The organism is Amycolatopsis thermoflava N1165 (genome assembly GCF_000473265.1).
Classification (GTDB): Bacteria; Actinomycetota; Actinomycetes; order Mycobacteriales; family Pseudonocardiaceae; genus Amycolatopsis_E; species Amycolatopsis_E thermoflava.
This window is the reverse complement of sequence record NZ_KI421511.1, coordinates 454,047-475,991: the sequence shown is the minus strand read 5'-3', so window position 1 is coordinate 475,991 and position 21,945 is coordinate 454,047. Positions and strand designations below refer to the sequence as shown.

The 21,945-nt window shown below is 72.5% G+C and carries 21 protein-coding genes; 8 read left to right on the top strand and 13 right to left on the bottom strand.

Going from position 1 to position 21,945, the window contains the following annotated elements; all coding sequences use genetic code 11:
* Positions 1 to 44 precede the first annotated feature (44 nt).
* The 8 genes from AMYTH_RS0102370 to AMYTH_RS0102335 all read left to right on the top strand — a co-directional run bounded on the left by AMYTH_RS0102370 (position 45) and on the right by AMYTH_RS0102335 (position 6,984).
* Complete coding sequence (locus tag AMYTH_RS0102370) at positions 45 to 1,004, top strand: RluA family pseudouridine synthase (RefSeq protein ID WP_027928962.1); 960 nt, start codon at positions 45 to 47, stop codon at positions 1,002 to 1,004.
* Between the two features lie 80 nt (positions 1,005 to 1,084).
* On the top strand, positions 1,085 to 1,984 hold the full coding sequence (locus AMYTH_RS0102365; RefSeq protein ID WP_027928961.1) for an ABC transporter substrate-binding protein: 900 nt from the start codon (positions 1,085 to 1,087) through the stop codon (positions 1,982 to 1,984).
* Positions 1,981 to 2,391: an RrF2 family transcriptional regulator gene (locus tag AMYTH_RS0102360; protein ID WP_051362468.1), complete on the top strand. Its 411-nt coding sequence runs from the start codon at positions 1,981 to 1,983 to the stop codon at positions 2,389 to 2,391. Before AMYTH_RS0102365 ends, AMYTH_RS0102360 begins: the two co-directional genes overlap by 4 nt.
* 114 nt (positions 2,392 to 2,505) lie before the next feature.
* Positions 2,506 to 3,306, top strand: coding sequence for an ABC transporter permease (locus tag AMYTH_RS0102355; protein ID WP_209440728.1), 801 nt, complete (start codon positions 2,506 to 2,508; stop codon positions 3,304 to 3,306).
* A gap of 9 nt (positions 3,307 to 3,315) precedes the next feature.
* The gene (locus tag AMYTH_RS43450; protein ID WP_051362467.1) at positions 3,316 to 4,209 is read left to right on the top strand and encodes an ABC transporter substrate-binding protein; all 894 of its coding nucleotides are present in this window, start codon (positions 3,316 to 3,318) and stop codon (positions 4,207 to 4,209) included.
* Positions 4,188 to 5,315 (top strand): LLM class flavin-dependent oxidoreductase, encoded by a 1,128-nt coding sequence (locus AMYTH_RS43445; protein ID WP_051362466.1) that lies wholly within the window; start codon positions 4,188 to 4,190, stop codon positions 5,313 to 5,315. The genes AMYTH_RS43450 and AMYTH_RS43445 overlap by 22 nt, the downstream gene beginning before the upstream one ends.
* Positions 5,312 to 6,286, top strand: coding sequence for an NrtA/SsuA/CpmA family ABC transporter substrate-binding protein (locus tag AMYTH_RS43440; protein WP_051362465.1), 975 nt, complete (start codon positions 5,312 to 5,314; stop codon positions 6,284 to 6,286). Before AMYTH_RS43445 ends, AMYTH_RS43440 begins: the two co-directional genes overlap by 4 nt.
* Positions 6,283 to 6,984 carry an ABC transporter ATP-binding protein gene (locus tag AMYTH_RS0102335; protein ID WP_027928958.1) on the top strand — a complete coding sequence of 234 codons (702 nt, stop codon included), beginning with the start codon at positions 6,283 to 6,285 and terminating at the stop codon, positions 6,982 to 6,984. Before AMYTH_RS43440 ends, AMYTH_RS0102335 begins: the two co-directional genes overlap by 4 nt.
* A 22-nt stretch (positions 6,985 to 7,006) precedes the next feature.
* Here the strand turns inward: AMYTH_RS0102335 and AMYTH_RS0102330 are convergent, their stop codons facing one another.
* Genes AMYTH_RS0102330 through AMYTH_RS0102270 form a run of 13 tightly spaced genes read right to left on the bottom strand, consistent with a single transcriptional unit; the run spans position 7,007 to position 21,724 of the window.
* A complete protein-coding gene (locus AMYTH_RS0102330) occupies positions 7,007 to 7,822 on the bottom strand; it encodes a nitroreductase family protein (protein ID WP_027928957.1) in 816 nt (271 codons plus the stop codon).
* Positions 7,819 to 8,886 carry an LLM class flavin-dependent oxidoreductase gene (locus AMYTH_RS0102325; RefSeq protein WP_027928956.1) on the bottom strand — a complete coding sequence of 356 codons (1,068 nt, stop codon included), beginning with the start codon at positions 8,884 to 8,886 and terminating at the stop codon, positions 7,819 to 7,821. Before AMYTH_RS0102325 ends, AMYTH_RS0102330 begins: the two co-directional genes overlap by 4 nt.
* A complete protein-coding gene (locus tag AMYTH_RS0102320; protein ID WP_228684545.1) occupies positions 8,883 to 10,199 on the bottom strand; it encodes an NtaA/DmoA family FMN-dependent monooxygenase in 1,317 nt (438 codons plus the stop codon). The genes AMYTH_RS0102325 and AMYTH_RS0102320 overlap by 4 nt, the downstream gene beginning before the upstream one ends.
* Complete coding sequence (locus tag AMYTH_RS0102315; RefSeq protein ID WP_051362464.1) at positions 10,196 to 11,245, bottom strand: LLM class flavin-dependent oxidoreductase; 1,050 nt, start codon at positions 11,243 to 11,245, stop codon at positions 10,196 to 10,198. Before AMYTH_RS0102315 ends, AMYTH_RS0102320 begins: the two co-directional genes overlap by 4 nt.
* The gene (locus AMYTH_RS0102310) at positions 11,242 to 12,255 is read right to left on the bottom strand and encodes an aldo/keto reductase (protein ID WP_027928953.1); all 1,014 of its coding nucleotides are present in this window, start codon (positions 12,253 to 12,255) and stop codon (positions 11,242 to 11,244) included. The genes AMYTH_RS0102315 and AMYTH_RS0102310 overlap by 4 nt, the downstream gene beginning before the upstream one ends.
* Positions 12,252 to 13,271, bottom strand: coding sequence for an aldo/keto reductase (locus tag AMYTH_RS0102305; protein ID WP_027928952.1), 1,020 nt, complete (start codon positions 13,269 to 13,271; stop codon positions 12,252 to 12,254). The genes AMYTH_RS0102310 and AMYTH_RS0102305 overlap by 4 nt, the downstream gene beginning before the upstream one ends.
* A gap of 10 nt (positions 13,272 to 13,281) precedes the next feature.
* A complete protein-coding gene (locus AMYTH_RS0102300; RefSeq protein ID WP_027928951.1) occupies positions 13,282 to 14,475 on the bottom strand; it encodes an acyl-CoA dehydrogenase family protein in 1,194 nt (397 codons plus the stop codon).
* Positions 14,472 to 15,353 (bottom strand): LLM class flavin-dependent oxidoreductase, encoded by an 882-nt coding sequence (locus tag AMYTH_RS0102295; protein ID WP_027928950.1) that lies wholly within the window; start codon positions 15,351 to 15,353, stop codon positions 14,472 to 14,474. Before AMYTH_RS0102295 ends, AMYTH_RS0102300 begins: the two co-directional genes overlap by 4 nt.
* A complete protein-coding gene (locus AMYTH_RS0102290; protein ID WP_027928949.1) occupies positions 15,353 to 16,558 on the bottom strand; it encodes an LLM class flavin-dependent oxidoreductase in 1,206 nt (401 codons plus the stop codon). Before AMYTH_RS0102290 ends, AMYTH_RS0102295 begins: the two co-directional genes overlap by 1 nt.
* 10 nt (positions 16,559 to 16,568) lie before the next feature.
* Positions 16,569 to 18,206 (bottom strand): dipeptide ABC transporter ATP-binding protein, encoded by a 1,638-nt coding sequence (locus tag AMYTH_RS0102285; RefSeq protein WP_027928948.1) that lies wholly within the window; start codon positions 18,204 to 18,206, stop codon positions 16,569 to 16,571.
* Positions 18,203 to 19,051 carry an ABC transporter permease gene (locus AMYTH_RS43435; protein ID WP_037322158.1) on the bottom strand — a complete coding sequence of 283 codons (849 nt, stop codon included), beginning with the start codon at positions 19,049 to 19,051 and terminating at the stop codon, positions 18,203 to 18,205. The genes AMYTH_RS0102285 and AMYTH_RS43435 overlap by 4 nt, the downstream gene beginning before the upstream one ends.
* Positions 19,048 to 20,010, bottom strand: a complete 963-nt coding sequence (locus tag AMYTH_RS0102275) for an ABC transporter permease (protein WP_027928947.1) — start codon at positions 20,008 to 20,010, stop codon at positions 19,048 to 19,050. Before AMYTH_RS0102275 ends, AMYTH_RS43435 begins: the two co-directional genes overlap by 4 nt.
* Position 20,011: 1 nt before the next feature.
* Positions 20,012 to 21,724 carry an ABC transporter substrate-binding protein gene (locus AMYTH_RS0102270; RefSeq protein ID WP_027928946.1) on the bottom strand — a complete coding sequence of 571 codons (1,713 nt, stop codon included), beginning with the start codon at positions 21,722 to 21,724 and terminating at the stop codon, positions 20,012 to 20,014.
* Positions 21,725 to 21,945: the final 221 nt, after the last annotated feature.

Sequence of the window (21,945 nt, the reverse complement as noted above, 5' to 3'; positions counted from 1 at the left end):
AATAGGGCCGATGAACCTCCCGGGGGCGCCGGTAGGGTCCACCCGTGTCACACAGGCCGGCCCCGCTGCCGCAGCGCCACGGGCTCGACCCGGCGCGGCTGAAGCTGCCCGACGAGGGGCCGTGGGCCACGATTCGCGACCACCTCGCCGAGCGCCTCAGCCGCCTGCCCGCGGGACGGCTCGACGAGATGCTCGCCGAGGGACGGATCGCCGGCGAGAACGGCCCGGTCACCGCCGACACCCCGTTCCGGCCGGGTGCGTTCGTGTGGTTCCACCGCGACCTGCCCGACGAGGTGCCGGTGCCGTTCCCGATCGGCGTGGTGCACCGCGACGAGCACCTCGTGGTGGCCGACAAGCCGCATTTCCTGGCCACGATTCCGCGGGGACAGCACGTGCTGGAGACCGCGCTCGTCCGGCTGCGGCGCGACCTCGGGATGCCGGAGCTGAGCCCGGCGCACCGGCTGGACCGCGCCACGGCCGGGCTGCTCCTGTTCGTCACGCGGCGCGAGTACCGCGGCCGCTACCAGACCCTGTTCCGGGACCGCCGCGTCATCAAGGAGTACGAGGCGATCGCGCGGCACGACCCCCACCTGGACTTTCCCGTCACGGTGCGGAGCCGGATCGTCAAGGACCGCGGGAGCCTCACCGCGCGCGAAGTCGCCGGGCCGGTCAACGCCGAGACCCGCGTCGAGCTGCTCGAGCACGCGGACGGCCGCGGCCGCTACCGGCTGGTGCCCGCGACCGGGCGCACCCACCAGCTGCGCGTGCACATGAGCCACCTCGGGATCCCGATCCTGGGCGACCGCTTCTACCCCACCGTCGTCGACGCCCCGCTCGACGACTTCCGCCGCCCGCTGCAGCTGCTGGCCAAGACGCTGGAGTTCACCGACCCCGTGACGGGCGAGCGGCGGCACTTCGAAAGCAAGCTGACGCTGGGCGCGTGGGAGTCCTATGCGGACTGGAGCGGCGGCGGCGAGGCGGGCACCGCATCGCGTCCCGGGTGATTCCGGCTCGGGCGTCCCACCACGTGGGCGCCGGCGCCGGTTTGTTGACTAATTTGGTCAACAAAGGTCAGGATGGCGCCATGACCCCACGAGCGGACGTCGTGATCGGCGTGCACCCGAACAACCATTCGTTGTTCGTGTTGCGCCGCACGGGCCTGCTCGAGGAACTGCTCGCGCCGGGCGGCGCGACCGTGGAGTGGGTCGAGTACGACGACGGCCGCTGCACGATCGACCTGTTCGCCGACGAGGAGATCGACTTCGGCGGAACCGGGTCGGTGCCGCCGATCCAGGCGCAGAGCGAAGGGGTCGACATCGTCTACGTCGCGGTGTCCGATCCGCGCCCCGCCCAGGGCGCCGTGCTCGTCCACGCCGATTCCCCGATCGAGACGCTGGCCGACCTGCGGGGCAGGCCGGTCGCGCTGATGGAGGGCAGCTACCACACCGAGCTGCTCGCCTTCGCGCTCGACGAGGCGGGGCTGAGCTACCGCGACATCACCGTCCTCGACGGGCTGGCGCACGAGAACCGCGAGGATTTCCGGTCCGGCGCGGCGGAAGCCTGGGTGGCCGGTGACCCGTTCTGGGCGGAGGCGCAGGCGGCCGGCGGCGTGCGCGTCCTGACCGAGGTGGGCAGGCACATCAGCAACCGGTCCACCTGGTGGGCCCGCCGCTCGTTCGCCCGGCGCCGCCCCGAGCTCCTGGACAGCGTCGTGTCGGCCTTGCTGCGCACCGATTCCTGGATAGCGGAACACCCGCGCGAAGCGGCGGCGATGTTCGCCGCCGACGTGCCGGACTCCCCCGGCGTGGATGACTGGGAGACGGCGTTGCGCCGCCGTCCGTGGGGGCAGCGCGTGGTCAGCCCCGCCGTGGTGGCCGAACAGCAGCGCGCCGCCGACCTCTACGCGCGTCTCGGCGTCATCCCGACGCCGGTGCGGATCGCGGACGCGGTGCCGGAGCCCTCGCCCGCGCTCCGGGAGGCGTGACCGTGCACGTGCCCGCGAAAGCCGACTACGCCGTGCGCGCCGCCGTGGAGCTGGCCCGGCGCGGCGAACCCACCAAGTGCCGCGACGTCGCGCACGCCCAGGACATCCCGCTGAAGTTCCTGGTCAACATCCTCAGCGACCTGCGCCGCGCCCGGATCGTGCGCAGCCAACGCGGCGCCGAGGGCGGCTACTGGCTCGTGCGCGAGGCCGACAAGCTGACCGTCGCCGAGGTCATGGAGGCGGTCATGGGACCGCTGACCACGGTCGGCGGCGCGCCGCCGGAGGCGCTGGACTACCCGCCCGGCAATGAAGCACTGGCGCGGGTGTGGGCCGCTCTCGACACGCGCACGCAAGCCGTGCTGGGCGGCGTCACGATCGCCGACCTCGTCCGCGGGGACGCCTCGTGACCAGCCGGCTCCTGGTGTGCCGCAGGCACATCGATCTGCTCTTCTGCGCCAGCGCGCTCTAGTTCCGGGCCCGTCGCCGCGCCCTCCCCACCCCGATCCGAGGAACTCCTTTTCATGGCAACACGTTCCGCGGTCGCGCCCGCGCGCGCCCGCTCACCCTGGCGGCGCCTTCGGCCGTGGCTCAGCACCGTGGTGATCGTGCTGGTCTGGTACCTGTGCGCGGTCACCGGCGTGCTCTCGCCCAACACCCTGCCCGGCCCCGACCGCATCCTGCTCACCGCGTGGCGCGAGATCGCCGACGGCACCCTCGGCGAGGCGCTGCTGGTGAGCCTGGGCCGGGTCGCCTCCGGCGCCGCGCTGGGCGTGACCGCTGGTCTCGTCCTCGGCGTCCTCGCCGGGTTCTCCCGCGTCGGCGAGGACGTCGTGGACCGTCCGATGCAGATGGTGCGCACGATCCCGTTCACCGCGCTGGTGCCGCTGTTCATCCTGTGGTTCGGTCTCGGGCAGACGCCGAAGGTGCTGCTGATCGCGGTCGCCTCCGCGGTGCCGATGTACCTCAACACCTTCGCCGGCGTCCGGGACGTGGACCGCAAGCTCGTCGAGGTCGCGCAGCTCTACCGGCTCGGGCGCCTGCGCACCGCCCGCACGGTGCTGCTGCCCGGGGCGCTGCCGTCCGTCCTCACCGGACTGCGGTTCGCGCTCGGCAACTCGTGGATCGCGGTCATCATCGCCGAGACCGTGAACTCCGACGCCGGCATCGGTTTCCTTCTCGTCAACGCCCAGCAGTTCATCGCCACCGACGTGGTGGTGCTGTGCATCGCCGTGTACGCCCTGCTCGGGCTGGTCACCGACTGGCTGGTGCGGCTGCTCGAACGTTCGCTGCTGACCTGGCGCAACACCTTCACCGGCACCTGAGAGGGCGACATGCCGATCCGCATCGGGGCGCACCCGAACAACACCTCACTGGCGGTCTTCAGCCGCCGCCCGGACACCGCCGAGCAGTTGCGGGCATCCGGTGTGGACGCCGAGTTCTTCCCCTACAACAGCGGGAACCAGACGATCCCGCTGTTCCGGGCCGGGGCGCTGGACGTCGGCGGCACCGGTTCCACCCCGCCGCTGCACGCGCTCGCCACCGGGCTCGACGTCGTCCTGCTGGCCGCCACTCCCCCACGGCCGGACCGCGGCGGGCTCGTGGTGCTCGACGGCTCACCGGTCCGCGACGTCACCGATCTCGCCGGGCGCAGCGTGGCGGTGATGCCGCTGTCGTGGCACCCGCAACTGCTGATCGCCGCGCTCACCGCGGCGGGAATGGGCTGGCACGACGTGACGGTCGTCGAGCTCAACGACGCGACCGCCCGGGACGCGCTGCTGCGCGGCGGGATCGACGCCTGGATCGTGACCGACCCGGCGCTGGCCGACCTGGAACGGTACGCACCGGTCCGCGTCGTCACCGGAGTCGGCGAGCACCACTCGAACCGCTCTGTCATCTGGTCGCTGCGGTCCGTTGTGGACGCGGCGCCGGACGCGATCGCCGCGGTGCTGACCGCGCTGGACGCGTCCGACCGCCGCATCGCCGCCGACCCCGCCGAGGCCGCCCGGCTGCTCACCGGAACCGCTTCCGCCGACTGGACCGAGGTCCTGGCCCGGCGCAGCTGGGGCCTGACCCGCCCCGGCGACGACTTCGTGACCGAGCAACAGCGGCACGCCGACCTGCTCGCCCGGGCCGGAGTGCTGCCCCGGCCCGTCGACATCGCGGGCGCCGTCCGCGGACCCGCATTCGGAAAGGAGACCACTTCATGGACGTCCTCTGGTATCTGACCGGCCCCGACGGCCGCTACCCGTGGCGGGAGGACGGCGCCCGCCCGCTGAACTACGCCTACTTCCAGCAGGTCGCGCGCGCGGTGGACCACCTCGGTTTCACCGGCGCGCTGCTGGCTACCGGCGCGCACGACGCGTGGGTGCTCGGCTCGTCGCTGATCCCCTACACCGACCGGTTCCAGTTCCTCGTCGCGGTGCACCCGCCGCTGGTGTCGCCGACGCTGCTGGCCAAGATGGCCGCCACGTTCGACCAGTTCTCCGGCGGGCGGCTGCGGATCAACATCGTCAACGGGGACACCAAGCTGCTCGCGGGGTACGGCGTCCACCTCGGGCACGACGAGCGCTACCACTACTCCGACGAGTGGCTGACCGTGTTCAAGCAGCTGATGGCCGGGGAGACCGTCGACTTCCGCGGCCGCTACGTCGACGTCCTCGGCGGGTCGCTGACGCTGCCGCCGGTGCAGAAGCCGGCGCCGCCGTTGTGGTTCGGCGGGTCGTCGGACGCCGCGCTCGACGTGGCGGCCAAGCACATCGACACCTACCTCACGTGGGGCGAGACGCCGGTCGCCGCCAAGGAGAAGATCGCCCAGCTGCGCGAGCGCGCCGCCGCGCACGGCCGGGAGGACCTGAAGTTCGGGGTCCGGCTGTACGTGGTGGTTCGCGAGACCGAGGAAGAGGCCTGGCGCGCCGCGCAGGACCTGTACGACCACATGGACGACGAGTCCGTGGCCCGCACCCAGGCCGGTGTGCGCGGCACCGACTCGGTGGGCCAGCAGCGGATGAGCGCCCTGCACGGCGGGCGCAAGCCGAAGGACCTGCGCGAGCTGGAGGTGTACCCGAACCTGTGGTCGGGCATCGGGCTGGTCCGCAACGGCCCGGGCACCGCGATCGTGGGCAACCCGGAGCAGGTCGTCGAGCGCATCGGCGAGTATCGGGACGCCGGGGTGGACACGTTCATCGTGTCCGGCATGCCGCTGCTGGAGGAGGCCTACCGCGTGGGCGAGCTCGTGCTGCCGCACCTGCCGGTGAGCCGCGGGGACGCCCCGCGGGACGGCGGCGACGTCCGCGCGACCTGGAACAGCTGGACCGAAGGGTGGAAGAAGTGAAACGACGCCTGATCCTCGCCGCGACCGCGGTGCTCGCCCTGGTGAGCGCCTGCTCGCCCGCCCCCACCGGCACGACCACCTCGTCGGCCGACACCGGCGTGCTGCGGATCGGCCCGCTCGCGACGCTGAACCTGCTGACCCTCAACCAGGCGGACGGCGGGCTGGCCAAGGAGGTCGAGGCCGCCGGTGGCAGCGTGCAGTGGTCGCCGCCGTTCGCCGCGTTCGCCCCGGCCGCGCAGGCGCTCACGGCCGGGCAGATCGACCTGACCTCGGGCAGCACCACCTCGCTGGTGACCGCGCTCGAGACCAACCCGGACCTGGTGGCGTTCGCGGTCGAGGAGAACGACAACGACACGCAGGGCATCGTCGCCGCGCCCGGCAAGAACATCGCCACGCTCGCCGACCTGGTGGGCAAGACCGTCGCGGTCAACAAGGGCGGCACCGGCGAGTACCTGCTCCTGCAGGCGCTCGCCTCGGCCGGCATCCCGGCGGACGCCGTGACGCGGACCTACCTGTCGCCGCAGGACGCGGCGACCGCCTTCAGCAGCGGGCAGGTCGACGCGTGGGCGACGTGGGACCAGTACCTGGCCGCGGCGAAGACGACCGAGGGCGCGAAAGTGGTGGCGCTGGCCAAGGACGTCGGTGCGGCGAACCGCACGATCCACGTCGTGTCCCGCGCGTTCCTGACCGCCCACCCCGCGCAGGTCGCGGCGGTGTACCGGGCGCTGCAGGCGGAGGCGGCCAAGGCAGCGGCCGACCCGGACTACCTGGCCGCGGCGTACCGGGCCAAGGGCGCGAGCGATGCGGTGGCCGCGGCGATCAAGGCGGTCCGCCCGCCGCGGATCGTGCCGGCCGACGCGACCATCCAGGCGGAGTTCGCGCAGGTCGCGCGGTTCTACCAGACCAGCGGACTGGCGCCGGGCCTGGTGGACACCTCGCGCAGCACCGTCGACGCCACCACGCTGCGATGACCGTCCGGATCACCGGGCTGACCCGTCGGTTCGACGACCGGACCGTCCTCGACGGACTCGACCTCACCATCGGCGAGGGCGAGTTCGTCGCGCTGCTCGGGCGCAGCGGATCCGGGAAGTCGACCCTGCTGCGCGTGCTGGCCGGTCTCGACTCCGGCACGGAATCGGCGGAGCTGACGCTGCCCGCCGAGGTAGCGGCGGCGTTCCAGGAGCCGCGGCTGCTGCCGTGGCAGCGGGTGTGGCGCAACGTGGTCCTCGGCCTGGACGTGCCGGACCGGAAACAGCTGGCGGAACGCGCACTCGCCGAGGTCGGGCTCGCCGGCCACGCCCGGGCGTGGCCGCTGACCCTCTCCGGCGGCGAGGCGCAGCGCGTGTCACTGGCGCGGGCACTGGTGCGCGAGCCGAAGCTGTTGCTCCTCGACGAGCCCTTCGGCGCGCTCGACGCGCTCACCCGGGTGGCGATGCACGATCTGGTGGCCGGCCTGTGGACCCGGCACCGCCCGTCGGTGCTGCTGGTGACCCACGACGTCGACGAGGCGATCAAGCTCGCGGACCGGGTGCTGGTGCTCTCGGCGGGCCGGATCACCCACTCGGCTGTGGTGGACGTCGGCCGGCCACGCGCCGCCGACGACCACCGGGTGGCCGCGTTGCGGACCGAGCTGCTCGCCGAGCTGGGCGCCCTGGAACCGGCGCACTGAGCGGCTTCCCGCTGGCCTGCGGTCAGCGCAGCTGGAAACCCTGTCGCCGGAACGCTTCGCGCAGCCTGTCGCGGCCGCGCAGTCCCTCGACGCTGCCGAAGCGGTCCGCCACCCGCCGCAGCCAGCTGGGCTCCAGGCCCGCCTCGGTGTAGAAGTCGGCCAGGAGTTTCTCGTAGTCGCGGATCCCGTCGGCCTGCGCGGAGTCGTCGTAGCGCTCGTGGTGCAGCACCACGCGTTGCGCCAGCCGCGGCTTGATTTCGGTGGCTCGTGCCGGGTCCGGATGCCCGACCACGAGCCCGAACACCGGGAACACGTGTGCGGGCAGCCCCAGCTCGCGCGACACCGCGAGCGGGTCGTTGCGCAACGCGCCGGCGAACACCGTGCCCAGCCCCAGGGATTCCGCGGCCAGCGCGGCGTTCTGGGCCGCCAGCGCGGCATCGATGACGGCCACCAGAGCGCTTTCCAGGTAGTCCGCCCCCCCGCCGGAGGCGCCCGCCTCCGCCGCGATCCGCCGGGCGCGGGCGAGGTCGGCGAGCCACACCAGCAGCAGTGGCGCCTCCGTGATGTGCCGCTGACCGCCGGCGACCTCGGCCAGCCGGGCGCGCCGCCGCGGATCACGGACGGCGACCACGCTCCACAACTGCAGGTTGCTCGACGACGGCGCGGACTGGGCCGCCGCGATCAGCGTGGTCAGCGTCGCGTCGGAGACCGGATCCGGCAGGTAGGCGCGCACCGAGCGGTGGGCCAGCTGCGCGGCCACCAGATCGCTCCACCGATCGGGGAGGTCCGTCGGCGCGCCGGGACCGTACCGGGCGCGGTAGGGGTCCTCGACCGTCATCGGCTGTCCTCCCTCAGCAACGGCAGCAGCTGATCGCCCTGGCGTTTGATCTCCGGCAGGTACGGGGTGTCGGACAGGACGAAGTGCGTGATGCCCAGCGACTGGTACCGGCGCAGCGACTTCGCCACGTCCTCGGCCGAGCCGACGAGCCACGTGGTCCCGGCGCCGCCACCGCCGTAGCGGCCGGGCGCGGTGTAGAGGTTGTCGTCGAGCACGTCGCCTCGGGTGGCCAGTTCCAGGAGCCGTTGCTGGCCGGTGGCGACGAACCGGTTGGGGTCGCGGCTGATCGCGCCCTTCGCCATCGCCTCGACCTTCGCCTCCGCGTCGGCCCACGCCTGCTCCGTCGTGTCCCGCACCAGCGTCGTCACGCGCAGCCCGTACTCCAGCGGCGCGTGCTCCCGGCCGAGTTTCTCGCTCAGCCGCTCCAGCCGGCCGATCCGCTCGGCGACCCCGTCCAGCGGCTCGCCCCAGAACAACTGCACGTCGGCCTCGGTGGCGGCGACCTCCTCGGCCGCCGCGGACGCGCCGCCGAAGTACAGGCGCGGATGACGGCGCTCGCCTCGCACGACCGGGCGCGGAGCCACCGTCGCGTCGGTGACGCTGAAGTGCTCACCGTGGAAGGTGACGTTCTCCTCGGTCCACAGCCTGCGCACGATCCGCAGGAACTCCTTGGTGCGCGCGTACCGCTGGGCCTGGTCGCCTTCGCTGTCGCCGTAGGCGGCGAGGTTGTCCTTTCCGGACACGATGTTGACCAGCACCCGCCCCTGCGTGAGGTGGTCCAGTGTCGCGGCGGCGGAGGCGAAGTTCGCCGGCCGCCAGTAGCCGGGCCGCACCGCGATCAACGGCTGGAACGTCGTCGTGCGCGCGGCCAGTGCGGTCGCGACCGTGAAGGTGTCCGGCCGTCCCCAGCCGGTGCCGATCAGCGCGCCGCCCCAGCCGTGCTCCTCCAGGGCTTTCGCCTGTGCGGTGAGGGTGTCCAGGCTGTTGTGGTCGGCGGTGACGGCGTCGCCGCGGTGGCCGGGCTCGGCCTGGTTCGGGATGTACCACAGGAATTCGGCACTCACGACAGTGCTCCCTCGGTCAGGCGCGCCAGGAGACGGCCGCGCAGGGTCGGGTGGCGGTACCCGGTCTGGAACAGGCCGCGCTCCTGCAGGATCGGCACGACCAGCCGGGCGAAGTTCTCGAAGTCGACGGCGGTGTCGGCCGGCATCACCGTGAACCCGTCGGCGGCGCCGGCCTCGTACCACGCCTGCAGGTCGTCGGCGACCTGCTCCGCCGAACCGACCAGCAGCCGGTGCCCCGATCCCCCGGCGCCCCGCTGGACGAGCTCCCGCGGCGTGCGCGGCCCGTCCGCGATCAGGGCGCGGGTGGAGGCACTGAACCCGGCGGAGAAGGCGCTCTCCGGCACCCGGTCCGGCAAGTCGGCGACCGTGATCGGATCATCCGGCCCGAACCTGTCCGGCGGCAGCCCGAGGTTCGCCACGAGCGCGGCGGACAGCCGCTCGATCGGCAGTGTCGCGTACAGCTCCTCTTCCCGGCGCCGGGCCTGCGCCTCGGTCTCCGCGACGAGCACGACCACGCCGAGCGAGACCTTCACGTCGTCCGGGTGGCGCCCGGCTCCGGCCGCCCGCACGCGGATGTCGTCGCGGAAGGCCACGGCCTTGGCCTGGGTCTGCGCCACCGTGAACACCACGTCGGCGAACCGCCCCGCCAGCGCGAGCCCCTCCGCGGACCCGCCGGCCTGCACGATCACCGGCCGCCCCTGCGGTCCCGCGGTGACCGGCAGCGGGCCCGCCACCGAGAAGAACTCGCCCACGTGGTCGATGCGGTGGATGAGATCCGGGTCGGCGTAGCGGCCGCCCCGCTTGTCGGCGACGATCGCGCCCGGGTCCCAGCTGTCCCACAGCCGCGTGACGACCTCGAGGAATTCGTGCGCCCGCCGGTACCGGTCCCCCTTCGGCGGGTGCTCGGCGAGACCGAAGTTCGCGGCCGCCGCGGGACTGCCGGTGGTGACGACGTTGACCGCGGCCCGGCCTCGCGTCACGTGGTCCAGCGATTGGAAGCGCCGGGCGAGGTTGTAGGGCGAGTTGTAGGTGGTCGAGCTGGTGGCGATCACCCCGAGGTGCGTGGTGATCGCCGCGAGGTGCCCCAGCAGCACGAGCGGGTCGAGACCGGTGCCCGGCGCGTCCTCGATCTCGCCGCGCAGCGCCGGGCTGTCGCCGAGGAACACCGCGTCGATCTTCGCCTCCTCGGCGATCCGCGCGAGCCGCCGGTAGTGGTCGATGTCCACATAGGCCAGTGGATCGGCGTGCGGGAGCCGCCACGCGGTGCGGAAGTGCCCGGGCGTCATCAAGGACAGGTTCAGGTGGAAGGTCACGACGCCGGGCTCCATCCCAGCAACGGCGCGAGTTCCGTCGCCGTGTCCGTCAGCAGCCGCACGTGCTCGTCGAAGCCGGGCACCCCGGGCACGAAACTGACCAGCAGGTCGGTCGCCTGTCGCAGGGCCGGGTCGGCGGCGAGCTCCCCCGCCAGCTCCGCGGCCGGGCCGAGCAGCGCGTGGTCGGCCGCCAGGTACTCCGCCACACCGAGCCCCGCGGCGTCCCGCCGGTGCGACTGCCAGCTCTGCCACCGCCGCACCCCGGGCGTCACCAGCCGCACCGCCGCCGCCCGGTCCGGGTGCGGGTAGACCGCCCGCGACACCTGCACTCGCGGCGCGCGACCAGGCTCGGTCCACGCCGCCCGATAGGCCTGGATCCACTCCGCCTGCGCCTGCTGCGCCTCGCGCACCGAACCGCCGCTCCACGCGGTCGCGCGGGACAGTTGCAGCCCGTCCCCGGCGCGGCCGGCCGCCGCCGCGGACGCCACGGCCCGGCCGGGAGCACTGGTCGTGGCCTGCCACAGCCGCTGCCGCACCCCGGCGCCGGGTGGGTGCAGCACCTCGCCGAGGCTGTTGAGCGCCTTGCCGTCGAGCACCTCGTGCAGCCGCGCCACCGCGGCGTCGAACTCGTCGTGCCGCCGGTCCAGGTCCCGCCCGAACGCCTCCCACGCGCCGGGGAACGGCCCTGATCCGACCCCGAGCTCCAGGCGGCCGCCGGACAGCTCGTCCAGGGTCGCCGCGTCCTCGGCCACCTTGAGCGGGTCCTCCAGCGGCAGCACCAGCACACCGGTGCCCAGCCCGATGCGGCTGGTGTGCTCGGCGATCGCGGCCAGCACGACCAGCGGCGCGGACACGTGTTCCTTGCCCTGCCGGAAGTGCCGCTGGATCACCCAGCCCGAGTCGTAGCCCAGCGCCTCGGCGATGCGGAACAGCTCGATCCCCTGCCGGTAGGCCCGCGCCGGCGGCAGGTCGTCGTCGAGGTGCAGCAGGAAGTTGAGCCGGAACGGCCGCCCGTCCTCGACACCCGCACCGATCGGGGCGTTCACAGCGTCAGCCCGGTGCCGTGCACGCCGTGCTCGTCGATCGCCGCCAGCTCCGCCTCGGTCAGCGGCGGGAAATCCAGCGCCCGCACGTTGTGGTCCAGTTGCGCGACCGAACTGGCGCCGATCAACGCCGAGGTGACCTCCGGGCGGCGCAGCACCCACTGCAGCGCCAGCTGCGCCAGCGACTGGCCACGGTCGGCCGCGATCTTGTTCAACGCCGCGGCCCGCTGCCGGTAGGTGTCGTCGATGACCTCCGGCGACAGGAAGGCGCTGTCCCGCGCCCGCGCGCCGTCGGGGATGTCCACCAGGTACTTGTCGGTCAGCAACCCCTGCGCCAGCGGCGAATACACGATCAGGCCGAACCCCTCGGCGGCGGCCAGCTCCAGCAGACCGTTGCGTTCCGGCCGCCGGTCGAAGATCGAATACCGCGGCTGGTGGACCAACAGCGGGACACCCGCCCGCCGCAGCAGCCCGGCGATCTCACGCGCCCGGTCCGGCTGGTAGTTGGAGATGCCGACGTAGAGCGCCTTGCCCTGCTGCACCGCGCTGACCAGAGCGCCCACCGTCTCCTCCAGCGGGGTGCTCTCGTCCGGGCTGTGGCTGTAGAAGATGTCGACGTAGTCGGTGCCCAGGTCGCGCAGGCTGTGGTCGAGCGAGGCCAGCAGCGACTTGCGCGAGGCGCCCTTGAGGTAGGGGCTCTTGCCGATCGGGTTGCCTGCCTTGGTGGACAGGATCAGCTCGTCCCGGTACGGCTTGAGGTCTCGGGCGAGCACCTGGCCGAAGAACTCCTGGGCGGCGCGGTGCGGCGGCCCATAGCGGTCGGCGTTGTCGAAGTGGGCGATGCCCAGGTCGAAGGCGCGCAGCACGATCTCGCGCCGGGTTTCGTAGGAGTAGCCGGGGCCGAACTTCTGCCACAGCCCGAAGGAGAACGCGGGGAGGTCGAGACCGGAGTGGCCGGCGCGGCGGAACTGGGCGGCGTCGTAGCGGTCGTCGGCGGGCGTGTAGGTGCTCATGAGGCCTTCCTGTTGTCGCGGACGGGGAATTCCCGGCCGGTGTCGCGTTCGAGGAACTGCGTGCCGGGGCTGACGATCTCGTCGATGCGGTCGAGGGTGTCCTCGTCCAGCTCGACGGTGGCGGCCTTGAGGTAGGCGGCCAGGTGCTCGCTGGTGCGCGGGCCGATGATCACGCTGCTCACCGCCGGGTGGGTGAGTGCGAACCCGACGGCGAGGTCGACCAGGGACCGCCCGGTGTCCTCGGCGAGCCGGGCGAGCGCGTCGGCGGCGGCGAGCTTGCGCTGGTTGCGTTCCAGCGACACGTCGAACCGGCCGGGCACGAGATCGGCGCGCGCCGACTCCGGTTGCCCGCCACCGATCCGGTACTTCCCGGACAGCCAGCCGGCGGCGAGCGGCCCGTAGCCGAGCACGCCGACGCCGTACTTGCGTGTCACGGGGAAGACCTCGCGTTCGGCGCCGCGCACGAGCAGTGAATAGGGCAGCTGCTCGGTGTGCGGGGCGATGAGGCCGTGTCTTTCGGCCAGCCAGTGCGCCTCGACGAGCTGGTGCGCCGGGAACACCGACGTGCCGTAGTAGCGGATCTTGCCCTGGCGCACCAGGTCGCTGAGCGTCTGCAGGGTTTCCAGCAGGCTCGTGCGCGGGTCGGGCCGGTGCGCCTGGTAGAGGTCGAGGTGGTCGGTGCCCAGCCGCCGCAGGCTGTCCTCCACGGCGCGCACGATCCAGCGACGGGACGTGCCCGCGTGCCGCGGGTCGTCGCCGACGCGGCCGGAGAACTTGGTGGCGAGGAAGATGTCGTCGCGCCTGCCCCGGATGGCCTTGCCGACGATCTCCTCCGAGCGGCCCTGGCCGTAGACGTCGGCGGTGTCGATCGCGGTGATCCCGGCGTCCAGCGCGGCGTGGATGATGCCGACGCCGGCGGCCTCGTCCTGCCGGCGGCCGAAGTTCATGGCGCCGAGGGTGAGCGGGGTGAGCAGGACGCCGGTGCGTCCGAGCACCCGGGTGGGTTCGAGGGTCAACGTGGTCCTCCTAGAACAGCCCGGTCGTCGGCGGTTCCTCGCCGGTGAGGTGGTAGGCGCCGGCGACCGCGGCCTTCCAGCGCCGCGGGTTGTGGTTGGCGACCACGCGGGCGTTGCGCCAGTGCCGGTCGAAGCCGAGGTCGCGGTCGGTGATGGAGCCGCCCGCGACGTCGAAGAGCAGTTCGGCGGCGCGCAGCGCGGACTCGATCGCCACCACACCGGCCTGCGCCACCGTGACCGCGGCCTCCGCCCCCGCCGTGCGCGCCTGCGCGCCGGTCAGTCCGCGCACGCGCTCCAGCACCTCGGCGGCCAGCAGCACCGCGGACCGCGCGGCGTGCGCCCGTGCCGCGATCTCCCCCACGGTCTCCCGCACGTACGGGTCCTCGACCGACCTCGACGCCGAGCTGTGCTTGATCGGCCGGGCCTTCTCGCGGCCGAACGCGGCGGCGTCGTCGAGAGCGGCCGCGGCGATGCCCGCCTCGATCGCCGCCAGGTACAGCTGGGCGAACGATCCCAGCCACGGGTTGTCCAGCAGGTGGTTGTCCCGGGGCGCGATCTCCTCGGCCGAGACGCGGACGTTCACCAGCCGCGTGGTGCCGCTGGCGGTGAGCCGCTGGCCGACGGCGTCGAAGTCGTCGAGCCGGTGCACCCCCGCGCGGTCCACCGGCACCGTGAAGAACACGACGTCGCCGTTGTCGTCCAGGGCCGAGCCGGAGAACCACGACGCGTAGAGCCCGCCGGTCGAGTAGTACTTCTCGCCGTTGAGCAGGTAGCCGTCGCCGTCGCGGCGCAGCGTCGTGCTCACCGAACCGCTGGCGCCGCCGGTGCGCTCGTTGCTGGTGCCTGCGAACAGGTCCCCGGCCCGCAACCGCCGCAGCGTCACCTCCCGGTGCGGCAGATCGGGCCGCGTCGCGACCCGGTTCGCGGTGAGGAAGCTGCTGCGCAAGGCCTGGGCCACGTTCGAATCGGCCCGGGCGATCGCCACCACCAGGTCGGCCACGTCGCGCACCGAGCCGCCCGCCCCGCCGTCCCGCACGGCGATCCCGGTCAGCGTGATCCGCTGTTCGGCGAGCGCCCGTACGTCGGCGAAGGCGTAGTCCCGAGCGCGTTCCCGGACGGCGGCGGTCGCCCGCAAGCGCGCGAGGATCGGGGCGACCGCGGCGCGGATGCCCTCGACGGTCGGGGCGGGGGCCACCGCGGTCATGCCGCCACCTCCGCCCGCAGGCCGAGCGCGGCCCGCAGCGTCGGTGGCGGGGCGGCCTCGGTCGCCCACGCCCGCAGCACCGCCGCAACCTCGGCGGCGCCGCCCGCGGGCACCAGCTCGACACCGTCCAGCCGGTGCTCGTGCACCCACGCCAGGACATCCGCGGGCGAACCCACCGGGACCCGGCCCAGCAACGTGACCTCCCGGCGGTCGCGGCCCACCGCGCGCAGCGCTTCGGTCAGGGCGTCGTCGGCCCCGGCCGCGTGCTCGACCACGACGACGTCCGCGGACTCCGCGACCGCGGCCGGGTCGAGGACGCCGAGGTCGGCGACCACCACCGGGCGGCCCTGCGCCGACGACGGCCCGTCCAGCGGACCCGCCACCCGGTAGTACACGCCGTCGTGACCGACCGGCCGGATCAGCTCCTCCCGCACGACCAGAGCCGCCTCCTGGTCGCCGATCAGCGCCTGCCGCGGGAACGACTCCCACAGCCGGGTCAGGACACCGGCGTACTCGCTCCACCGCCGCGCCGGATCCGCCGCGGCGGGATCCGGGGCGGTCGCGTCGCTGACCTCGTCCCCGTCCCCGGCGAGCAGGGCGATGCCCGCCCGGCCACCGGTGGCGCGGTCCAGCGACGACACCCGGCGGGCGGTGTTGTAGGGCGCGTGGTGCGTGGTCGGCACCTCGGCGACGAAGCCGATTCCACTGTGGACTCCGGCGAGGTGGGACGCGGTCACCGTCGGGTCGAGGGTGTCCGGGGTGTCGGCCAGGCGGATCGCCGCCACCCCGGAATCCCGGGCCAGCGCGGTCAGCGCGCTCGCCTCGCTCAGCGAGACGCGGTCGCCGACCGCGAGGACCAGCTGCACGATCGTGCTCATCAGGCGGCTCCTTCCAGAGCGGGCAGGCCGAGGCCGAGGTGGGCGCGCAGCGTGGTGCCGTCGTAGTCGGTGCGGAACAGCCCGCGCCTGCGCAGTTCGGGGACGACGTGGTCGGCGAAGTCGTCGAAACCGGAGGGCAGCACGTCGGGCATGACGTTGAACCCGTCCGCCGCGCCGGCGCGGTACCAGGTCTCGATGTCGTCGGCGATCTGCTCCGGGGTGCCGGTGACGATGCGGTGCCCGCCACCGCCGGACAACCGCTTGAGCAACGTGCCCAGCGTCGGGTTCTCCCGGTCGATGATCTCCTTGACGACCCGGTAGAACGTCTGCGATCCGCCCGCCTCGTCGGGTTCGACGAGCAAGCCGGCCGGGATCGGTTCGTCGTCGCGCAGACCGTCCAGCGAGATCCCCAGCTGGGCGGCCAAGCGGCCGCGGCCGTAGGCGTCCGGGAGCAGCTCGTCCAGCAACTCCCGGCGCCGCTTCGCCTCCGTCTCGGTGCTGCCGACGACCGTGGACAGCCCCGGCAGCACCACGATCTCCGCCGGGTCGCGTCCGAACTGGACGGCACCGGCGCGGATCTCCGCCCGGAACGCCCGTGCGTGCTCCAGGTCCTGGTCGGCCGAGAACACCACCTCGGCGACCCGGGATGCGAGCCGGCGCCCGTCGCTCGACCCGCCGGCCTGCACCACCACCGGACGGCCCTGCGGCGAGGCGAACCGGGTGCGCGACGCCCACGCCGCCACCACCTGCTGGGTGAACCACGCGGCGCGCTGGTACCGCACCGCGTGGTCGATCTCGCCGTCGCGGCCGAAGTTGCGGGCCGCCACCGGTCCCGCGGTGGTGACCACGTTCCAGCCGAACCGGCCACCGCTGACGTGGTCGAGGTCGCCGAGGCGGCGGGCCAGTTCGACCGGGTCGTTGTAGGAGGAGGACAGGGTGCCGATCAGCCCGATCCGCTCCGTCCGGGCCGCGATCCGCGCCAGCACCGTGGTGGGCTCGAAGTTGTTGCCGGTGCGGTGCTTGATGCCGGGGTCCAGCGCCGGGCCGTCGGCCAGGAACACGGCGTCGAGCTTGGCCTCCTCGGCTTTCTTCGCGATCGAGGTGTAGTGCTCGATCGTGTAGCTCGCGGTGCCGTCGGTGCCCGGGAACCGCCAGGACCCGCCGAACACGCCCGCGTTGAGGATGTTGACGTTGAGGTGCAGCACTGTTCGCTCCTTACCGCGCGCCGGCCGCGGCCAGACGCGTGCCTGGGATCGCATCCAGCAGTTCTCGGGTGTAGGGGTGCTCCGGGGCGCCGAAGATCCGCTCCACCGGGCCGGTCTCGACCACCGCGCCGTCCTTCATCACGGACACGTCGTGCGCGATCAGCCGGACCACGCCCAGGTCGTGGGTGACGAACACGTAGCTCAGCCCGAACTCGGCCTGCAGGTCGACGAGCAACTGCAGGATCTGCGCCTGCGCCACCACGTCCAGCGCGCTGACCGCCTCGTCGAGCACCAGCACCTGCGGGGTGAGCGCCAGCGCGCGGGCGATCGCGACCCGCTGCCGCTGACCACCGGACAGCTGACCGGGCAGGCGGTGCAGGTGGCTCTCGTCCAGCGCCACCGCCTTCAGCAGCTCGACCACCCGCCCGGTCCGCTCACGCCGGGTGCCGCCAAGCCCGAACGCGCGCAACGGCTCGGCCACCAGCTTGGCCACCGTCCACCGCGGGTCGAGCGAGGTGAACGGGTTCTGGAACACGAACTGCAGGTCCCGGCGCACGGCGCGCAGCTCGGCTCCGCGCAGGCCGGTGAGCGAACGCTCGCCCAGGTGGACCGTGCCTGCCTCGGCGGTCGTGAAACCGGCCAGGATGCTCGCCAGCGTGGACTTCCCCGCCCCGGACTCGCCCACGATCGCGTGCGTGGTTCCCTTGCGCACCACCAGATCCGCGGCATCCAGGGCACGCAGCTCACCGCGGCCCCGCAGCTGGTAGGTCTTGCTCAGGCCGTTCGCCCGCAACACCACCTCGCCCGGGACCACCGGGGTGCCGGACGCCGGTTCCAGCCGCCCGGCGTGACGCGCCGGATTGGCGTCGAGCAACTGTCGCGTGTAGTCGTCGGCGGTGGCGTCCAGCACCTCCCGCACCGGACCGGATTCGACGATCCGCCCGCCCCGCATGACCAGGATCCGGTCCGACCGGTCCAGGGCCACCCCGAGATCGTGGGTGACCAGCAGGATGCCGATGCCCAGCTCCTCGCGCAGCCGCTCCAGGTGGTCCAGGATGACCTTCTGGAACGTCACGTCCAGCGCGCTGGTGGGCTCGTCGGCGACGATGATCTTCGGCTTGCCCGCCAGTGCGATCGCGATGAGCGCGCGTTGTTTCATGCCACCGGACAACTCGTGCGGGTACTGCCCGAACACGCGCTCCGCGTCGGCCAGGCCCGCCGTGCGCAGGCTCTCCAGCGCGGCCGCCCGGTGCTCGGCCGCGGTCCGCTTGCCCGGTTCGTTGAAGCGGACCGCCTCGACCACCTGCTGCCCGATCCGCTTGACCGGGTTGAGCGAGGTGTTCGGGTCCTGCGGCACGAAACCCACGTGGTTGCCGCGCACCAGCGCCATCCGCTGGTCGTTCCACCCGGTCACGTCCACACCGGAGAACTCGATGGTGCCCGACCGGATCCGCGCCGAGTCCGGCAGCAGGCCCAGCGCACCCTGGATCACGGTGGTCTTGCCCGATCCGGACTCGCCGACCAGCGACACGAACTCGCCGGGTTCGACGTGCAGGCTGACGTCGTGGACCGCGGTGGTCCAGGCACGACGGCCGGTGCGGTAGTCGACCGCCAGGCCGGTGATCCGCAGCAGCGGGTCCTCGCTCATCCGTGGTCCTTTCTCAACGACGTGCTGATCCGGTGGGTGGCGAGCACGACCGCGGCCAGCGCCACGCCCGGCAGCAGCGAAATCCACGGGTGCACGGCCACGAAGTCGCGACCCTCGGCCACCAGCAGCCCCCACTCCGGCTCCGGCGGCGGGGCGCCGTAGCCAAGGAACCCCAGCCCGGCGACCGAGAGGATCGCCGAGCCGATCTCCAGTGCCGCCAGTGCGAGCACCGAGCTCAGCGAGTTCGGCACGATGTGCCGCACCACGACTCCGAGTCTGCGCACCCCCAGCCCGTAGGCCGCGCGTACGTAGTCCCGTGAGGCGACGGAGAGCACCTCGGCCCGCATCACCCGGGCGAACGACGCGATCGAGGAGATTCCCACGGCGAGGGCGATGTTGTCGGTGGCGTAACCCAGCACCGACACGATCACCATGGCCAGCAACAGGTTCGGGATCGCCAGGAACACGTCGACCACCCGCATGATCGCGGTGTCGGCCCAGCCGCGGGCGAACCCGGCGACCAGCCCCAGCAGCGAGCCGGCGCCGAACCCGATCAGCACCGCGAACAGGGTCGCGGTCAGCGTGGTGCCCGCTCCGTGCACGGTGCGGGCGAACAGATCCCGCCCCAGCCGGTCGGTGCCGAACCAGTGCTCGGCGCCGGGCGGGGCGAAGCTGGCGTCCGGGTCGCCGGCGTAGGGGCTGTAGGAGGTGAACAGCGACGGGAACAGCGCCCACCCGAGCGCCACCAGCACGATCACCCACGCCAGCACCAACCCCGGCCGGCGCGCCGCCTCCCCGAGGCGCCCCAGCGCGCCGGACCGGCTGACCAGCACTGTCGCCGTCATCGGGTCCCCCTTCCCCCGGCGACCGCGAGCGTGGCGCGCAGACGCGGGTCCAGCAGCGGGTACACCAGGTCCACGACCAGGTTGATCAGCGCGAACGCGGCGGCGACGAACACCACGATGCCCTGCACCAACGGCAGGTCGAGGGTGTTGATCGCGGTCTGGGTCATCCGGCCGAGGCCCTTGCGGGCGAACACGGTCTCCACGATGACCGCGTTGACCATGAGGCTGCCGAACGTCACCGCCGCGATCGTCAACGCGGGCAGGCTCGCGTTGCGGAACACGTCGCCGACGATGATCCGCGCGCGGGTCGCGCCCTTGGCCCAGCTCGTCGTGACGTACCCCGAGCGGAACTCGGTGGCGAACGACCGCACCAGCAGCTGCGCGATGGGCCCGGACACCGGGATCGCCAGCGTGACCAGCGGCAGCACCAGGCTCTGCCAGCCCCGCTCGCCGAACGCCGGGAACCAGCCCAGCCGGAACGCGAAGATCTGCAGCAGCAGGATCCCGGACAGGAACACCGGGATCGACACCGACGCCGTCGGCAGCGACTCCACCAGGTTGCGCAGCCACCGCTGCCGGGCCGCGGTCGCCACCAGCGCGATGACGAACGCGATGACCAGCGCGAGAGCCAGCGCGCCCACGGCCAGGCCGAGCGTGGCCGGCAGGACACCCGCGATCGAGGAGGCCACCGACGCGCCCGTCTGGGCGGAGGTGCCGAAATCACCGCGGACCGCGTGCCCGAGCCGGTCCAGGTACTGCACCAGCACCGGCTCGGTGAAGCCGTAGCTTTCGGCCACCGCCGCCTTCACCTCCGGCGGCACCGAGTTGACCTCGGCCGGGTCGAAGAGCAGGTCGACCGGGTTCGCCGGCAGGACGTAGAGCAGGATGAAGGTCAGCGTGAACGCGGCCCAGACCACGAACACCGCCCGGCCGGCCTTGCCGGCGACGTAACGCAGCATGTCAGTTCCCGGGGTTCTTCCACGCGTCCACGAAGTGGTTGCGGGACTGCGCGTCGAAGACGATCCCGTGCACGGACGGGGCGTGCGCGATGACCTGCGAGGGGTTGTAGACCGGGTTCACCAGCGCGTACTTCTCCAGCAGGATGTCCTGCGCCTGTTTCGCGTACGCGTTGCGGGTCGCCGGGTCCAGGGTGGTTTCCAGCTTGCCCAGCACCTGCGCCACCTCGTTCACGTCCACGCCCGTGGAGTCCGCCGAGAGGTAGGTGCTGTTGCCCGCCGACGGACCGAACTGCAACGTGAGCGCGGCCGGGTCGTTGCGCGAGCGGTTGGCGGCGGTGACGTTCCAGTCGGTCTTCGCCTTGGCCTGCTGCGCGGTGTAGTCCGGGATGGGGACGACGGTGAGCTGCAGGTCGATGCCGATCTCCCGCAGGTCCTGCTGCACCGACTCGTAGGCGGGTTTGTTCACCACCAGGTTGCTGATGCCCAGCAGCTTCACGGTGAGCTTGCGGCCGTCCTTCACGCGGATCCCGTCCGCCCCCGGCACCCAGCCCGCGTGGTCCAGCAGCCGCCTGGCCTGCTCCGGGTCGTACCTCAGGACCGAGCCGCTGTAGTCGGCGAATCCGGGCACCGACGGTTCGAGGATGGACTTCGCGATCGAGTAGGACGGGGTGAGGATGGTCTTCTCGATCGCCTGCCGGTCCCAGCCGAGCTGGATGGCCTTGCGCACGGCGATGTCGTTGGTGGGGAACAGCGAACTGTTGAAGGCGAAGTAGATCGCGGTGCCCGAGACGCCGCGGTGGATGATCTGGAACCCCTGGTCGGCCAGCGGTTTCTCGTCGGTGGTGCCGACGTCCAGCGTCGCGTCGACGGTGCCCGAGACGAGCGAGCCGGTGCGCACGCTGGCCTCCGGGATCGTGTTGAACACGACCTTGTCCAGGTAGGCCTCGCCCTCGTGGTGCAGCGCGGGCGGCGACCAGTGGTAGCCGGCGCGACGCGCCAGGACGGTCTTGACCTGCGGTTCCCACGACTCGTAGACGAACGGGCCGGTGCCGATCACCTTCGTCGGGTCGGTGCGCTGGTCGGCGCTGAGCTTCAGCGTCGACAGGGACAGGAACCCGGGCTGGGCGTTCGCGGTGAACGAGGAGGCCTGCAGGAAGCTGGCCAGCGGCTGCGCGAAGCTGATCTTGACGGTGTAGGGGTCCAGAACCTGGGTTTCGCGGTAGCCGCGCAGCAGCGAGGCGCCATTGGGCAGGATGCCCAGCGCGGGGTCGCCGTGGACGTACTGGTCGAAGTTGGCCTTGACCACCTCGGCGTCGAACGGCGACCCGTCGCTGAAGGTCACGTCCCGGCGCAGGTGGAAGGTGAACTCGGTGAGGTCGCTGTTGTACTCCCAGGACTGCGCCAGCCACGGCGTGATCTCACCGGTGGCCGGGTCCTGCCAGGTGAGCTTGTCGGTGATGTTGTTGCCGATGAGCGATTCGGCGTAATTGGTGCCCCACTGCGGGTCGGGGCTGCGCTGGTAGTCGATCAGCGCGAACTGCAGGGTGCCGCCGCGCACGGGCTGACCGGCGGCCGTGGCCTCGCCGGAGCCGCCGCCGCGGACGACCGCGACGACGATCCCGGCGATCACGACGACCGCGACCGCCGCGGCCACCCAGCGCCATCTGCGGCGTGGGACCCCGGCGTTGGCGAGGGTACTGCGAAGATCGGACATTGCACTTCTCCCGTGGGGACTGGAGCATCCTTTGTGGATGGTGGATGAGAGCGCCGGTGCCAGACGCGACGATACGGCGCACCACGGGCTCTTCCAACGGATCCCACGGATCAAGACGACATGTTGCGTCCTATGTGGACGTTGTCGCGGAACAACTCGATCCCACTACGGGTTTCGTGCAGTTTCGCTTAACGGAAGGCGCCTGGTCATTATGTGGGAAG

Bases quoted from the DNA above. Each gene is read 5' to 3' on its own strand.
- AMYTH_RS0102330 (WP_027928957.1), bottom strand. From the start codon at position 7,822: ATGACGGTCGAGGACCCCTACCGCGCCCGGTACGGTCCCGGCGCGCCG.
- AMYTH_RS43445 (WP_051362466.1), top strand. From the start codon at position 4,188: ATGGACGTCCTCTGGTATCTGACCGGCCCCGACGGCCGCTACCCGTGG.
- AMYTH_RS0102270 (WP_027928946.1), bottom strand. From the start codon at position 21,724: ATGTCCGATCTTCGCAGTACCCTCGCCAACGCCGGGGTCCCACGCCGC.
- AMYTH_RS0102295 (WP_027928950.1), bottom strand. From the start codon at position 15,353: ATGAGCACGATCGTGCAGCTGGTCCTCGCGGTCGGCGACCGCGTCTCG.
- AMYTH_RS0102365 (WP_027928961.1), top strand. From the start codon at position 1,085: ATGACCCCACGAGCGGACGTCGTGATCGGCGTGCACCCGAACAACCAT.
- AMYTH_RS0102275 (WP_027928947.1), bottom strand. From the start codon at position 20,010: ATGCTGCGTTACGTCGCCGGCAAGGCCGGCCGGGCGGTGTTCGTGGTC.
- AMYTH_RS0102310 (WP_027928953.1), bottom strand. From the start codon at position 12,255: ATGAGCACCTACACGCCCGCCGACGACCGCTACGACGCCGCCCAGTTC.
- AMYTH_RS0102355 (WP_209440728.1), top strand. From the start codon at position 2,506: ATGGCAACACGTTCCGCGGTCGCGCCCGCGCGCGCCCGCTCACCCTGG.
- AMYTH_RS0102285 (WP_027928948.1), bottom strand. From the start codon at position 18,206: ATGAGCGAGGACCCGCTGCTGCGGATCACCGGCCTGGCGGTCGACTAC.
- AMYTH_RS43450 (WP_051362467.1), top strand. From the start codon at position 3,316: ATGCCGATCCGCATCGGGGCGCACCCGAACAACACCTCACTGGCGGTC.
- AMYTH_RS43435 (WP_037322158.1), bottom strand. From the start codon at position 19,051: ATGACGGCGACAGTGCTGGTCAGCCGGTCCGGCGCGCTGGGGCGCCTC.
- AMYTH_RS0102300 (WP_027928951.1), bottom strand. From the start codon at position 14,475: ATGACCGCGGTGGCCCCCGCCCCGACCGTCGAGGGCATCCGCGCCGCG.
- AMYTH_RS0102335 (WP_027928958.1), top strand. From the start codon at position 6,283: ATGACCGTCCGGATCACCGGGCTGACCCGTCGGTTCGACGACCGGACC.